The following is a 14,651-nucleotide window of genomic DNA, read 5'->3' on the forward strand; positions in this document are numbered from 1 at the left end:
TCGTAATTTCTATATGGGTTCGAGAGAGACTCAGTATTGCAACATATCCCCTTTTATAGTTGTTGAAAAACTAATGCTGGATGAGAATGGAGAGATATCTAAAGATTATAAGATTCATTGCTTTGATTGCCAAGGAAATAAGCGCTTTATTGTTCAGGTGGATAGTGATCGCTTTAATGGTCATGTGCGAGACTATTACACATCTGAGTGGGAAAGAATATGTTTGACTGTGAAATACCCTAATAGCCAGAAAACCGAGTCATTAAAAAAGCCGCCGGCTTTAAATGATCTCATTAAGATTGCTGACGTGTTGTCGCAGGGCTTTTCCTATGTCAGAGTAGATCTTTATGCTATCAGTGGAAAAGTTTATTTCGGTGAGATGACTTTTACTCCGGGCAGCGGGTTTGAGCGCTTCGTGCCACATAGCATGGATGAAAAGTAGGGGGAATGGTTTGACCTGCCGCGTCAATTATCTTTGCAGACGCAAGCCGATCTGGATAGTCCCGTTCTGTAAGGCTTCGCGTACCGCTGTCGAACTTTAGTGAACGCAGGCAGCGGTCACGCTTCTTGATCAACTTCCGTTAGAATGAATGCTTTTACCCAATGGGAATTCGGTCAACCCCATGAAGCATTCTCTGCCAGAGCAGCCTCGACACATCGGCATCCTGCGCCTTTCCGCGCTGGGCGATGTCTGCAATCTGGTCCCCACGGTGCGTGCCCTGCAGCGCCAGTGGCCCGAGGCGCGCATCACCTGGATCGTCGGCAAGGCCGAGTACAGCCTGCTGGATGGGCTCGATGGCGTCGAACTGGTGGTCTACGACAAGGCTACCGGCTTTGCCGGCATGCGCGAGATATGGCGCCAGCTCGCGGACGTGCGTTTCGACGTGCTGTTGCACATGCAGCAGGCGCTGCGGGCCAGCGTGCTGTCGCTGGGCCTCAAATGCGATGTCCGCGTGGGTTACGACAAGGCGCGGGCCAAGGACTGGCAGCACTGGTTCACGCATCGCCAGCTGGCGCCGCATCCACGGGCGCATGTGCTCGAGTCCTTCATGGATTTCGCACGGCTGCTGGGCGTCGAGGATACGCGCCTCGACTGGTCGCTGCCGGTGCCGGAATCTGCCTATGACGAAGCCCGCCAGTTGACCGGCGATCGGTCCTACCTGGTCATCAGCCCCTGTGCCAATCCGCGCCTGCGCAATTTCCGCAACTGGTCGGCGGAGGGCTATGCCGCGGTCATCGAGCACGCCTGGCAGCGCCATGGTCTGAGAACCGTGATGAGCGGTGGCGGCAGCCCGCAGGAGCGCGACATGGGCGAGCAGATCCGGCGCTTGTGCCCCGATGTCGAGATCATCGACGCCATCGGCCGCACCTCGCTCAAGGGCTTGCTGGCCCTGCTCGATCGTGCTCGCGTGGTGATCGCGCCGGACTCCGGCCCGGTTCACATGGCCAATGCGCTCGGCACACCGACGCTGGGACTGTACGCCACCACCAACCCGGATCGTGCGGCGCCGTATCTGTGGCGGGACCATGTGGTCAATCGCTACCCTGATGCCGTTCGCTGTTATCTGAAAAAGCCCATCGAGGCCGTCAACTGGGGTACACGTGTGCGCCACGCCGATGCCATGGCATTGATCACGCTGGACGACGTGGTCGAGCATCTGGATCGGCTGATAGCCGCAACGAGCGATACTGCCCTTGCCGAAGCCGTAACGGAGCCCCCGCATGAAGATTGATCTGTCGCAACTGGAGCATGCCCGCCTGCTGGTGGTGGGCGATGTCATGCTCGATCGGTATTGGCACGGCGGCACGTCACGTATTTCCCCCGAGGCGCCGGTCCCCGTGGTCAAGGTGGAAGACGCCGACGATCGCCCGGGCGGGGCGGCCAACGTGGCGCTGAACATCGCTTCCCTGGGAGGGCAGGCCAGCTTGGCCGGCGTGGTCGGAGACGATGACAATGCCGGCCACCTCGAGCGCGCGCTGGAATCTGCCAATGTGAGTGCTCACTTGCACCGTAGCGCCGACGTGCCGACGATCACCAAGCTGCGCGTCATGAGTCGCAACCAGCAGCTCATTCGTCTCGACTTCGAGTCGCCGCTGTGGAACGTCGATACCACGCCGCTGATCGAGAAGGTCCGGTCAGCGTTGGGTGATGCCGATGTCGTGATCCTGTCCGACTACGGCAAGGGCAGCCTCAACCGGGTCGAGGCATTGATCGCCGCCACCCGGGCTGCTGGCAAGCGGGTGCTGGTCGACCCCAAGGGCAGCGATTTCAGCCGTTACCGCGGCGCCAGCGTGATCACCCCCAACCTGACCGAATTCGAGGCGATCGTCGGGCCGTGCGCCGATGACGCCGAACTGGCCGAGAAGGGCGAGCAGCTGCGGGCGACACTGGAGCTCGAAGCGCTGCTGGTCACGCGCAGCGAACGCGGCATGACCCTGATCCGCGAAGGTCTCGCGCCGCTGCACCTGCCGACCCATGCCCGCGAAGTCTTCGACGTGACCGGTGCCGGCGATACGGTGATCGGCGTGCTGGGGCTGGCGCTGGCGGCCGGCCACGGCTTCGGCGAGGCGGTGATGCTGGCCAATCTTGCTGCCGGGCTGGTCGTGGCGAAGCCCGGCACTGCGGTACTCTCGGTGGCGGAGCTCTACACTGCGCTTCACGGCGACAGCCTAGCCGAGTATGGCGTCATCGAGGAAAAGTCGCTCATCGGCGCGGTGCGTGCGGCTCAGGCAAGAGGCGAGCGCGTGGTGATGACCAACGGCTGCTTCGACATCCTGCACGCCGGCCACGTGGCGTATCTGGAGCAGGCCAAGCGCCTGGGCGACCGTCTGATCGTCGCGGTCAACGACGACGCCTCGGTGGCGCGGCTCAAGGGGCCCAAGCGGCCCATCAACACGCTGGCGCGTCGGGCCCAGGTGCTGGCGGGGCTGGCGGCGGTGGACTGGGTCGTTCCCTTCAGCGAGGACACCCCGGCGCGGCTGATCGAGGCGATCCTGCCGGACCGGTTGGTCAAGGGCGGCGACTATCGGCCCGAGGATATCGCCGGTGGCGAAGCGGTCATCGCCAACGGCGGTGAAGTGCTGGTGCTGGGCTTCGAGGATGGTGTGTCGACCACCACCATGATCGACACCATTCTCGACCGCGAGCGCTGAGCCGCGGTGCGTTCCCGTTCCGGACGATCGTCGCGACTCGCGCGCTGGCTCTACTCGTTGACGATCACGCTGCTGTCGCCCCTGATATGGTGGCGGGTATGGCGTGAGTGGGCGCCCACTCACAGGCGCCGAGAACGCCTGGGTTTCATCCAGGTCAGCGGGAGCCGACCGCGTCTCTGGCTGCACGCAGCCTCGGTGGGGGAAGTCGTCACGGCAACGCCTCTGATTCGGGCGTTGCTGGAGGACCACCCGGATCACGATCTCGTCATCACGACCATGACTGCCACGGGTGCCGAACGTGTCCGACAGACGTTCGGTGGTCGTGTTTCTCACCATTTTCTCCCGCTGGACTTTCCCGGCAGTGCGCGACGCTTCGTCACGCGATTGAATCCTCGGCTCGCGATCATCGCCGAGACCGAGCTCTGGCCCAATCTGCTGGCGGCCTGTCACCGGCGGAACGTGCCGGTGGTGGTCGCCAACGGCCGCTTGAGTGCGGGCGCCTTTCGCCTCTACCAGCGCTTCGGCGCGCTGAGCCGAGGCATGCTCGAGACGATCGCCTGGATCGGTGCCAAGTCGGCGCTGGATGCGGATCGTTTCGTCGAGCTGGGTGCGCCATCGGCACGAGTGGCCGTCACCGGGGCGTTGAAGTTCGATCTCGACGTGGACGAAGCGACTCGACAGGCCAGCCGGCAACTGCGGGCAAGCTGGGGGCCGCGGCCGGTCTGGATCGCGGGCTCCACCCATCCGGGCGAGGAGGAGCAGGTGTTGATCGCTCACGCCGCGCTCAGGCGTCGCTTTCCGGACGCGCTGTTGATCCTGGTGCCTCGCCACCCGCAGCGTTTCGACGAAGTGAATGCTCACTGTCTCGAGGCGGGCGAGCGGGTCCAGCGTCTGAGCACCGGCCCTGCGCTGATCGCTTCGACGACATTGCTGCTGGGCGACACCATGGGCGATCTGATGACGCTCTACGGCTGCGCGGATGTGGCCTTCGTGGGCGGGTCGCTCACGCCGATCGGGGGGCATAACCTGCTCGAGCCGGCGGCACTGGGCGTTGCCGTGGTCAGCGGCCCCCATCTGGACAACCTGCGCGAGATCGCCGATACCCTGGCGCAGAGCGATGCGCGGGTTCAGGTCGAAAACGGTCAGGCGCTGGGAGAGACCCTCGTGGCCCTGCTGAGCGACGACGCGCGTCGTCACGAGCTGGGCGAAGCGGGGCGAGCGGTCGTGGCCGCCAATCGCGGTGCGTTGGCGCGAACCCGAGCAAAGATCGCTGCACTTCTGAACGATTCGTAACGTTATCCAGGGGAATCACCGAAGGCTTGGTCTGTCAGAAAAAAGCTCGGCCTGTCAGAAGCGTGTCAGATATGACTGCGACACTCTTCCCAGGGCTCGGACCTTTTGGCTGATGGATGTTCTCGTATGGATATTCGCCATGGTTCATGGAAGGCACGCTCGAGCCCTATGTCCACTATGTGCCGCTGGCGGATGACTGCAGCGATCTGGAAGCCAAGATGGATTACTACACCGCTCATCCCGACGAGGCGGAGGCGATCGTGCGCAATGCCAACGCGCACGTGGCACAGTTTCTCGATCTGCATCGCGAAAGGCTGATTTCGCTGCTGGTGATGCAGAAGTACTTCGTGCTTTCCGGTCAGCTCGCCGCTGAGCCTTCGCCGCTACGGCTGGACTCGGGGTTCAGCGCCAGTGCGGCAAGAAACAACTGGGCGTGACGATCCGACAGCGCCTCGAGATCGCGGTCGTATCCCCCGCCGATGACCCCCGCGACGGGAATGCCCAGGTCGCGACACCGCGCGAGGACGAACCGGTCCCGGCGGAAGAGCCCCTCGGTACTCAGCGAAAAATGCCCCAGCCGATCACCGGCGTGCACATCGGCGCCGGCGTCGAACAGCACGAACTGCGGTCGGAAATCGCTCAGGAGCGGATCGAGCTCCCGCGCGAGGCAGCGCAGGTAGGCGTCGTCGCCGGTCCCCCTGGGTAGCGCGACGTCGCGATCGCCCTGGACTTTCTCGAAGGGGAAGTTGGCCTCGCCATGGATCGAGAACGTGAAGACTCTCGGTTCGTGGCGGAAGATCCAGGCGGTGCCGTCGCCCTGATGGACATCGCAGTCGACGATCAGGATCCGCTCGAAACGATGTTCGGCCAGCAGGTCATGTGCCGCGACCGCCAGGTCGTTGAGCAGACAGTAGCCGCTGGCACGATCGGCATAGGCGTGATGGGTGCCGCCAGCGCTGTTGAGCGCCAGGCCGGTTTCCAGTGCCGTCGCCACGGTGGCCAGTGTGCCGCCGACTTCCAGCAGCGTTCGTTCGACCAGCGCCGGCGACCATGGGAAGCCGCTGGGCGTGCGCCGGGTGGTGGCGATTTCACCCAGATAGAATTGCTGCAGGTAGTCTAAGGTATGAGTGCGCAGTAGCGCTTTACTACTTGCCGGGCGCGGCGTTATCCAGCGGACGTTTTCGCGGGCATCGAACCCCAGCGCCGACAGGCGCTCCCGCAGGGCGCGGAACTTCGCCATCGGGAACGGGTGACGCTCGGGCCATTCGCAGCTGTAACCGGGGTGGTGGATGATCGGCAGGGTCACGATATCTCCTATGGGTGCGGCGACCGGTCTCTGGCGACGATGCGGGAATTCGCTACGCTAGAGGCTGTTGACGTTTCAGCACGAATCGCGTTGCTGCGTGAAAAACGTCAACAGACCCTATGGAAAGATCCCTTCCGCTGCGAGTGTGATGTGATGCGAATTACGGTCTACAGTGCCCAGCCTTACGATCGTCGCTTCTTCGACGAAATCCGAGAGTCCCGGTTTGCCGATGCCGGCTTCGAGTGGCTCTATCAGACGGCCAGCCTCGAGGCCGGCACCGTGGCGCTGGCGGAAGGCAGCGATGCCGTCTGCGTGTTCGTCAACGATTGCCTCGATGCCGAGGTGATCGAGGCACTGGCCGCGCTGGGCATCCGGGCCATCGTGCTGCGCTGCGCCGGCTTCAACAATGTCGATCTCGAAGCCGCTCATCGGCTGGGCCTGTTCGTGGCGCGCGTGCCCGCCTATTCGCCGGAAGCGGTGGCCGAGCACGCGCTGGCGATGATCATGACGCTGAATCGAAAGACGCATCGGGCGTTCAATCGCGTGCGCGAGGGCAATTTCGCCCTCGATGGCCTGCTGGGCGTGACGCTCCACGGCAAGACGGCGGGCGTGGTCGGCACCGGTCGCATCGGCCTTTGCATGGCGCGCATTCTCAAGGGGCTCGGCTGCGAGGTGCTGGGCTACGATCCCTATCCGAGCGACGCCTTTCCTGCCTACGGGGAAATGGTGCCGCTGGAAGCCCTGCTGGCCCGCTCCGATATCTTCTCGCTGCACTGCCCGTTGACCGAGCAGACGCATCACCTGATCGACGCCGACGCGCTGGCGGCGATGAAGCCCGGCGCGATGCTGGTCAATACCTCGCGCGGGGCGCTGATCGACACGCCGGCGGTGATTGCTGCGCTCAAGTCGCGTCAGCTGGGCGCGCTGGCGATCGATGTCTACGAGCAGGAGAGCGAGCTGTTCTTCCGCGATCATTCGGCGGAGATCATCGACGACGATATCTTCGCCCGCCTGACGAGCTTCCCCAACGTGCTGATCACCGGCCACCAGGGCTTCTTTACCGTCGAAGCGCTGCGCGAGATCGCGCAGGTGACCTGCGCCAACCTGGTTGCCTTCGCCGAAGGCATCGAATGCCCCAATCGGCTCTAGGGCAACCATAGGGCGGCCATAGGGCAGCTATAAGGCAACTATAAGGCAACAATAGGGCAACTATAGGTCGACAATAGGGCAGCTATCCGGACTCGGGGCTGCCCGGCGCTCACGCGCGACAGGCTATCACGCTTCGAGCAGGTTCACGGCCAGGCGGACGAAGTCCACCGAGGAGAGGATACCGACCAGGCGGCCGTTGTCGACGACAGGCAGGGCGCCCTGTCTATGGGACAGCAGCCGCTGGCCTGCCTCGATGAGAGGCGTATCGATGGGCAGCGTCAGGAAATCCTGATGGATGGCATCTGCAAGCGGCACCTGCTTGAGGTAATGGTCCAGGCGGTGCGTGCCATGGTCATTGGCAATCCGCAGGGCTTCCCGCAACACGACCTTCTGGTCGAGCAAGCCTGCCAGCTGGTCCTGTTCATCCAGCACCGGCACATGACGTATCTTGTGCTCCCGCATCAACTCGTTGCCGTCGAAAAGCGTTTGTTCCAGACGCAATGTCACGACATCGTGGCTCATGATGTCGGCTACCGAGTCGAGTTTGGCGGTCGTCATATGGGGGTCCTCTGATCGAAGTCGAGCCTGAAGGACCAGGTCCCTCAGGCAGTCACGCCATCGATATCGACGATGGCCAGGACGACGGAGCCAGTATTCGAACGCCACGCCCCGGATCGAGTCCCGGGCCTGGCCGGGCCGAGACGGGGTTGGTCAATACAAGGCCGATCAATACAAGGTCGATCAACACAAGGCCGGTCGAACCGGAGCTGCCGGAGCACGAGGATACTGGCCGTCGCCAGTATATCGGCCGGGAGGGCCATAATTTGATCCCGTGCGACCTTGATTCTGCGCCGCTTTGATTCTATGTCGCTTTGATCTTGTGTCGTTTAGACCCTGGCAACACGCCCGGCCTCCAGGTCTCAGCGGGTGAAGCGTTCGACGCCGTTTGCGCCACCGAGCAGCAGCACGTCGGCCGGGCGGCGGGCGAACAGGCCGTTGGTGACCACGCCGACGATGGCGTCCAGCGCCGCTTCCATCGCTTCCGGCTCGTCGAACAGCTTGTCGTAGCCATCGAGAATGCGGTTGCCGTTGTCGGTCAGCACGCCGTCGCGATAGACCGGGGTGATGCCCAGCTTGACCATCTCGCGGGCAACGTAGGAGCGCGCCATGGGAATGACTTCGACCGGCAGCGGGAATCCGCCCAGCACCTCGACCCGCTTGCTGGCATCGGCGATGCAGATAAAGCGCTCGGCGCAGGCGGCAACGATCTTCTCGCGCGTCAGCGCCGCGCCGCCGCCCTTGATCATGCGCAGCCTGGCGTCGATCTCGTCGGCGCCATCGACATAGACCGGCACCGTACCGACATGGTTGAGCTCGAGTACGTCGATGCCGTGAGATTTCAGCCGTGCGGCGGTCGCTTCCGAGCTGGCCACCGCGCCGCGAAAATCGTGCCGGCGCGCGGCCAGCAGATCGATGAAATGATTGGCCGTGGAGCCTGTGCCCACGCCGATTACCGCGTCGGGCGTCAGAAGGTTGTCGATGTCTTCGAGGGCAGCAGCGGCAACGGCGCGCTTGAGATCGTCCTGAGTCATGTCGGTTCCGGCAGGCTGAAAGGAAGTTCGAGGCATTCGCTCGGCCGATAGTATAGGGCAAGCGGCTATCGCTGCCGATGGCGCTGGACGCTCGGGGCTGGCGTCTGCTAACAATACGGGTCCACTATAACCCGCCGTTTTCGAGGCGGGAGCGCTGCACCCCAGCTGTTCGCCAGGACATACCCGAATGCAACTCGAAGATATCGTCAAGAAGATCCTCCAGGCTCGCGTCTATGAGGCGGCCCGGGAGACCCCGATTTCCCCGCTTCCCGCCCTCTCTCGCCGTTTTTCCAACCGGATTCTGATCAAGCGCGAAGACCTGCAGCCGGTCTTTTCGTTCAAGATCCGCGGCGCCTACAACAAGATGGCGCAGCTGAACGATGAACAGAAGGCCAAGGGCGTGATCGCCGCCTCCGCCGGTAACCACGCCCAGGGCCTGGCGATGGCGGCGAAACAGATGGGAGTCAAGGCCGTCATCGTGATGCCCCGTGTCACGCCGGACATCAAGGTGTCCGCGGTGCGCGGCTGGGGGGCCAAGGTGGTGCTCCGGGGCGATGCCTTCGGCGAAGCGTTGAGCCACGCCCGGGAATTGATCGCCGAGCATGGCTATACCTACATTCCGCCTTACGACGATTTCGATGTGATCGCCGGCCAGGGCACCGTGGCGATGGAGATTCTGCGCCAGCACTCCGGCCCGCTCGATGCGATCTTCGTGCCGGTGGGCGGCGGTGGTCTGCTCGCCGGTGTCGCGGCCTACATCAAGTATCTGCGACCGGAGATCAAGGTGTTCGGCGTCGAGGCCGAAGACTCCGCCTGCCTCAAGGCGGCATTGGAAGCCGGGGAGCGGGTGACGCTGGATCAGGTCGGCGTGTTTGCCGAAGGGGTCGCGGTGGCCCAGATCGGCGAGGCGCCGTTCGAGATCCTGCGCCATCACGTCGATGGCGTGATCACGGTCAACACCGATGAGATGTGTGCCGCGGTCAAGGATATCTTCGATGACACGCGGGCCGTGTCGGAGACCTCCGGCGCGCTCTCGCTGGCGGGGTTGAAGAAGTACGTGCAGCAGACCCAGGCGCGGGATCAGGCGCTGATGTGCATCAATTCCGGCGCCAACATCAATTTCGACCGCCTGCAGCACGTCGCCGAGCGTACCGAGCTGGGCGAGCAGCGCGAGGCGATTCTGGCGGTGCAGATTCCCGAGCGGCCGGGCAGCTTCAAGCAGTTCTGCCGCGTGATCGGCCGGCGGATGGTCACCGAGTTCAACTATCGCTACGCCGATCCCGAAGGCGCGCACATCTTCGTCGGCGTGCAGGTCAAGCCGGGCGGGGAGGATCGCGAAGAGGTCATCCGCCGGCTGCGCGAGGCGGACTATCCGGTCGAGGATCTCACCGACAATGAGCTGGCCAAGCTCCATATTCGCCATCTGGGCGGCGGTCGGCCCCGGGAACGCTTCGAGGAAGAGGTCTATCGCTTCGAGTTCCCCGAACGCCCCGGAGCGCTGATGAACTTCCTCACCCACCTGCCGGCGGACTGGAACATCTCGCTGTTCCACTATCGCAACCACGGTGCCGCCTACGGCCGGGTGCTGGTGGGGTTGCAGATGCCCAATGGCGATCGCGCCCATGCCGAGGAGCATTTCGATCGCATCGGCTACCGTTACTGGAAAGAGACCGACAATACGGCCTATCAGTTGTTCATGGCGTAGACCTGAGCGAGCGGCGTCACAAAAGGCTGAAATGGACGCTAAAAGTGCCTGAAACCGGCCTCAACCTTTTTGTGTAAATGTCGATACTGTTGGGTAACGAAAAAGGTGTCATCTGGGCCGGAAACGCTCTTGTCAAGATTTTGGCCTGACCCTATAGTCGTGCGCGTCGCTGCGGGGGGCAGCGGCCGAACCCAACGCAGCGGAGTCGACATGAAACGCAAGCCCGACTTGGTAATGGCATTGGTATTGATCTTCGGTGTCGGCGTGGTGGCAACGGGCTACGCGCAGACATTGCTGGGCGCCTGAGACCCGTAGTCATGCGGGATCGTCTGGCACAGGCAGCCAGGCTGTCACCGGGTGACGCAGCAAATGAAGCCAATGGGGTGTGGCTGACAACGGCCGGTAGCGGAAACGCTGCCGGCCGTTGTCGTTTGCGGGGTCGGCCAGGCCTCTTGAGCGTCACCGTTCATTAACGTCTTGGCTTGACGATCCGCTGGTCGCTGACGATCGCATCCAGCGGCACATCCCAACTGGCCACGGGAAGCGAGCCGACGCGCTGGCAGTCGTGGGCGAGCCCGATCAGCCGAGGGCTGGGGCGCCGGTGACGAACGAAGGCAAAGGTGCGGTCGTAGAAACCGCCCCCCATGCCGATCCGCTGGCCGTCGTCGTCGAATCCCACCAACGGCAGCAGAACCGTATCCAGCGCCCAGGCCGGCAACCGGTTGGCGCGATGGGCGCCGAAGCGGGTATCCGGCTCGGCGATGCCGAAGCGATTTCGCGTCATCCGCGTGCCGGCGTGATAGCGCACGAACCACAGCCGGTTGTCGGATAGCGGGCGCAGTACCGGGAGATAGACCTGGGCTCGGCGGGCAACCAGCCAGTCGATCAGCGGTCGCGGATCGATCTCGCCATCGTTGGGCAGATACAGCGCCACGCGCCGGGCGCGCTGCAGCTCGGGCAGGCCTCTGAGACGGCGACAGAGTTCGCGGGAAGCCAGGCGTCGTTGATGCGGGGTCAGGGCGCGTCGGCGTCGACGCAGTTCGCGACGCAGCTCGCGTCTATCGAGGCTGCCACCGACGTTCGACTCGCCGATCGGCGATGTCGTGGCGGTCCTGGCAGATTCGGTGGTGATCGTTGCGGTAGTCATCTTGAACGACAAGAGAGTTCCCCAGAGTGCCGCTGTCATTCTGGCCCTGAACCTATTGGTTCAAGGTGGGTGGCCGCAGGCAAGCCTTCAGGCTTTCCGTCGCGCGGACATGCACACGGGCCTGCCTAGCATTTGGCCCCCTGGGTACTGCGCATAGGCTCGAGGGACTTGTAATGACTGGCGCACACTCCAGGAAACCCCACTATCGTAGCAGAGCGACCCTTTTTGCCCAATGACGGATTGAGGTACTCGGGAAAGTTTTAGGGTCTGTTGACGTTTCAGCGCGAACCGCGTTGCTGCGCCAAATGGCGCCAGGCCAGGCGCGGGATGTAGAGAAGGGTGGTTCCCTTTTCCAATCCCGCAACGCCGCATGGCGCCATTTGCCGCGCAACCCGAAGGGCCGGGCCAGTTTTTGCACGGTGCTGCGTTATTCGTCGTTCATTTGGAATGACCAAACTACGCTCCTCACGCCTTGCCCCGCACAAAAACTGGCTCCGGCGCGGCCGTGCATGAAACGTCAACAGACCCTAGGAGAAAGTTTCAGGGGGAAGGGGTCTTCTGACCGGGTTCGCCCGCCTTGGCCAGCGCGCGTTCGAGCCTCTCGCTCAGGTCGCTCAGGCTCTGTTCGCCGGCGCGATGGGAGTCCAGCGCCGTCAGCAGCTCATGGGTGATATTGAGTGCCGCCATGATTGCGATCTTCTCGGCGCCCAGCACCTTGCCGCGGGCATGGATGCCGTGCATGGCGCGGTCCAGATAGCGAGCCGAGCGTTTCAGCTGCTCCTGCTCTTCCGGCGGGCAAGCGATCACGTAGGATTTGCCCAGCAGGGTGACTTCGGTCGTCGGGCGAGGCGTGTCGCTCATGATGTCGCTCCGGGGTGGGCGGTGAAGATCGATGCGGTAAGATGGCAGGCATTCGCATCGCGGGCCGAGCGGCCATCGCCAGGATTCGGCACGCTGCCTGCAGTCGGTGATCGGCCAGGCCGGGAACAGGCTCGAAGCCCCAGCCGCTTGCCACCGCGATTGATCCGTCACTATAGAGAGCCGATTATGGGCGGTCAACGCGACGCGCAGCCTCGGCTGCCGCGCTGCTTGGCTGCAGACGCTCGCGATCACCAATCATGGATGCCGACATGTCGATCATCAACGACCAGCTCGATTTTTCTACCGTCGCCAATGTCTTTCTCGTGCATGGCAGCCTGCAGTCACCGGCGTTTCTCGACGGACGCCTGTGCGCCGAGCTGGGCCTGCACGACGTGAGCGCGGAGGGCTGGCTGGAAGAAGTCTGCCTGGCGCTCAACGTGGAGCAGCCGGAAAGCCGCGAGGATGCCGACGTGCTGCTGGGCTGGCGTCGCCAGACGCTGGACGCCCTGTCCGCCGCCGAGCTCAACTTCGAGCCGCTGCTGCCGGACGAGCTGTTTGCGCTCTCCGAGCGGGCCCAGGGCCTCAAGGAGTGGACGCAAGGCTTTCTCGAAGTCGTCAACGAAGTGGATGGCGAGACCTACGAGGGCTGGTCGTCGCCCCTGAAGGAAGCGCTGGAGGATCTCGGCCAGTTGTCGGCGATCGATGTCGATATCGCCGACGATCCCGAGAACGAGAACGACCTCTTCGCGTTGACCGAGCACGCCCGCATGGCGGCGATGCTGCTCTATACCGAGCAGCACCCCGGCCAGCCCCAGGTGGAACAGCCGGAGGACGAGCAGGCCGAGACCGAAGCTGGCAAGGCCACCGCCAATGACGGTGAAACGCCGCCGTCGCTGCATTAAAGTCGCTCGCGCCTCGGCATCCGTTGCCCGAGGCGTGACGTCGAACAACGCCCACATTCCAGGCGTCTCCTTCGGATTCGAGGCGCAATGATCAAGGAGAACGCATGTTACCCGAGCCGTTACCGCGCCCCGCGGCGATCTCGACGGAAGAGTTTGCCGCCCGCCGCGAACGCCTGATGGCGGAGCTGCCGGAAGGCAGCGCCGTGCTGCTGCCGGGCGCCGCGCTCAAGACGCGCAACCGCGACAGCGAATACCCGTTTCGCCAGAACAGCGATTTCCACTATCTCTGCGGCTTCCCCGAACCCGACGCGCTGCTGCTGCTGTTGCCCGGGCGTGAAGCCGGCGAAGCCATTCTCTACTGCCAGGAGAAGGATCCCGAAAAGGAGGCCTGGACCGGCATTCGCATCGGCCCCGAAGGTGCCGTGAACGACTACGGTATGGACGAGGCTTTCGACAATACCCAGCGCCACAACCTGACCGAGCTGCTGGACGGCCGGCAGACCCTCTACCTGCCGCTGGCGGACACCGCTGCCATGGGCATCGCCGAGAGCGTGCGCAGCCAATTGAGCGCACGGGCGCGGCGCGGGGCGATTGCCCCCACCCGATTCGCCGATGTCAGCGCCCTGATCCATGAACTTCGCCTGACCAAGAGCGAGGCCGAACTGGCGCTGATGCGGCATGCGGCACACATCAGCGCGCTGGCGCACCGTCGCGCCATGCGTGCCAGCCGCCCCGGCCGCTTCGAGTATCAGCTGCAGGCCGAGATCGAGCACGAATTCGTCTGGCACGGCGCCCGGGCGCCCGCCTACGGCACCATCGTCGGTGGCGGGGCCAACGCCTGCGTGCTGCACTACATCGAGAACGCCGCGCCGCTCGAGGATGGCGATCTGGTGCTGATCGACGCTGGCGGCGAGTTCGATCTCTACGCTGGCGACATCACCCGCACGTTCCCGGTCAGCGGCCGTTTCAGCGAGGCCCAGCGAGCGCTCTACGACATCGTGCTGGCGGCCGAGGAGCGTGCCGTGGCCGCGGTGAAGCCCGGTGCCACGCTGGAAGCCATCCATCAGGGCGTGGTGCGCGACCTCACCGCGGGCCTGATCGAGCTCGGACTGCTGGAAGGCGAGCTGGAAACCTGCATCGAGTCCCAGCGTTACAAGCGCTTCTATCTCCACTCGACCTCGCACTGGCTGGGGCTCGACGTTCATGACGTCGGCAGCTATCGGGTCGATGGCGAGCCCCGGCCGCTGGAACCGGGCATGGTGCTGACGATCGAGCCAGGACTGTACATCCCTGATGCCGAAGACATTCCGGCGGCCTATCGCGGCATCGGCATTCGAATCGAGGACGACGTGGTCGTCACCGAGGCCGGCGGCGAGGTGCTGACCTCGCAGGTGCCCAAGGCGGCGGATGACATCGAAGCGCTGATACAAGGCCAGGTTTGATCGTTTTTTGATCAGTCGCGAATATGCCTCGAAAATTACGTAACCGGTGTAAACGGCCTGTAGGCCACGTGATTAGAGGCTTTTGAATTCCAATCGTAATG

14 protein-coding genes and 1 other RNA gene are annotated in these 14,651 nt (G+C 63.6%); 9 read left to right on the plus strand and 6 right to left on the minus strand.

Annotation, left to right across the window (positions count from 1 at the left end; genetic code table 11):
• Positions 1-13 precede the first annotated feature (13 nt).
• The 5 genes from ACWHY3_RS00160 to ACWHY3_RS00180 all read left to right on the plus strand — a co-directional run bounded on the left by ACWHY3_RS00160 (position 14) and on the right by ACWHY3_RS00180 (position 4,883).
• Complete coding sequence (locus ACWHY3_RS00160; protein WP_303856939.1) at positions 14-442, plus strand: ATP-grasp fold amidoligase family protein; 429 nt, start codon at positions 14-16, stop codon at positions 440-442.
• Positions 443-623: 181 nt separating this feature from the next.
• Positions 624-1,733, plus strand: a complete 1,110-nt coding sequence (locus ACWHY3_RS00165; protein WP_087720636.1) for a glycosyltransferase family 9 protein — start codon at positions 624-626, stop codon at positions 1,731-1,733.
• Positions 1,723-3,153, plus strand: coding sequence for a bifunctional D-glycero-beta-D-manno-heptose-7-phosphate kinase/D-glycero-beta-D-manno-heptose 1-phosphate adenylyltransferase HldE (gene hldE / locus ACWHY3_RS00170; protein WP_448127317.1), 1,431 nt, complete (start codon positions 1,723-1,725; stop codon positions 3,151-3,153). Before ACWHY3_RS00165 ends, hldE begins: the two co-directional genes overlap by 11 nt.
• Positions 3,154-3,159: 6 nt before the next feature.
• Positions 3,160-4,446, plus strand: a complete 1,287-nt coding sequence (waaA, locus tag ACWHY3_RS00175; RefSeq protein WP_448127318.1) for a lipid IV(A) 3-deoxy-D-manno-octulosonic acid transferase — start codon at positions 3,160-3,162, stop codon at positions 4,444-4,446.
• Positions 4,447-4,562: 116 nt separating this feature from the next.
• Complete coding sequence (locus tag ACWHY3_RS00180) at positions 4,563-4,883, plus strand: glycosyl transferase family 90 (RefSeq protein ID WP_332779386.1); 321 nt, start codon at positions 4,563-4,565, stop codon at positions 4,881-4,883.
• On the opposite strand, the gene ACWHY3_RS00185 is transcribed toward ACWHY3_RS00180, so the two are convergent.
• A complete protein-coding gene (locus tag ACWHY3_RS00185; RefSeq protein ID WP_332779387.1) occupies positions 4,805-5,752 on the minus strand; it encodes a histone deacetylase family protein in 948 nt (315 codons plus the stop codon). The two genes, ACWHY3_RS00180 and ACWHY3_RS00185, sit on opposite strands and share 79 nt — an antisense overlap.
• Before the next feature lie 153 nt (positions 5,753-5,905).
• Here ACWHY3_RS00185 and ACWHY3_RS00190 point away from each other — a divergent pair, with 153 nt between their 5' ends.
• Positions 5,906-6,901: a 2-hydroxyacid dehydrogenase gene (locus ACWHY3_RS00190; RefSeq protein ID WP_303856920.1), complete on the plus strand. Its 996-nt coding sequence runs from the start codon at positions 5,906-5,908 to the stop codon at positions 6,899-6,901.
• A gap of 126 nt (positions 6,902-7,027) precedes the next feature.
• Here the strand turns inward: ACWHY3_RS00190 and ACWHY3_RS00195 are convergent, their stop codons facing one another.
• Positions 7,028-7,459: a CBS domain-containing protein gene (locus tag ACWHY3_RS00195; protein WP_448127319.1), complete on the minus strand. Its 432-nt coding sequence runs from the start codon at positions 7,457-7,459 to the stop codon at positions 7,028-7,030.
• Between the two features lie 362 nt (positions 7,460-7,821).
• A complete protein-coding gene (rpiA, locus tag ACWHY3_RS00200) occupies positions 7,822-8,493 on the minus strand; it encodes a ribose-5-phosphate isomerase RpiA (RefSeq protein ID WP_448127320.1) in 672 nt (223 codons plus the stop codon).
• A gap of 187 nt (positions 8,494-8,680) precedes the next feature.
• Between rpiA and ilvA the strand changes: the two genes are divergently transcribed.
• A complete protein-coding gene (gene ilvA / locus ACWHY3_RS00205; RefSeq protein ID WP_448127321.1) occupies positions 8,681-10,198 on the plus strand; it encodes a threonine ammonia-lyase, biosynthetic in 1,518 nt (505 codons plus the stop codon).
• Between the two features lie 469 nt (positions 10,199-10,667).
• Here ilvA and ACWHY3_RS00210 read toward each other — a convergent pair whose 3' ends face one another.
• The 3 genes from ACWHY3_RS00210 to ACWHY3_RS00220 all read right to left on the minus strand — a co-directional run bounded on the left by ACWHY3_RS00210 (position 10,668) and on the right by ACWHY3_RS00220 (position 12,206).
• Complete coding sequence (locus tag ACWHY3_RS00210; protein ID WP_256961359.1) at positions 10,668-11,357, minus strand: 5-formyltetrahydrofolate cyclo-ligase; 690 nt, start codon at positions 11,355-11,357, stop codon at positions 10,668-10,670.
• A 2-nt stretch (positions 11,358-11,359) separates the two neighbouring features.
• Positions 11,360-11,544, minus strand: a non-coding RNA gene (ssrS, locus tag ACWHY3_RS00215) — 6S RNA.
• Positions 11,545-11,885: 341 nt separating this feature from the next.
• Positions 11,886-12,206: a cell division protein ZapA gene (locus ACWHY3_RS00220; RefSeq protein ID WP_087720627.1), complete on the minus strand. Its 321-nt coding sequence runs from the start codon at positions 12,204-12,206 to the stop codon at positions 11,886-11,888.
• Positions 12,207-12,475: 269 nt separating this feature from the next.
• Between ACWHY3_RS00220 and ACWHY3_RS00225 the strand changes: the two genes are divergently transcribed.
• Entirely contained in the window at positions 12,476-13,108 is a 633-nt protein-coding gene (locus ACWHY3_RS00225; RefSeq protein ID WP_448127322.1) for a UPF0149 family protein, read from the plus strand.
• A 104-nt stretch (positions 13,109-13,212) separates the two neighbouring features.
• Positions 13,213-14,550, plus strand: coding sequence for a Xaa-Pro aminopeptidase (pepP, locus tag ACWHY3_RS00230; RefSeq protein WP_448127323.1), 1,338 nt, complete (start codon positions 13,213-13,215; stop codon positions 14,548-14,550).
• Positions 14,551-14,651: the final 101 nt, after the last annotated feature.

Source organism: Salinicola sp. NYA28a (genome assembly GCF_976982775.1).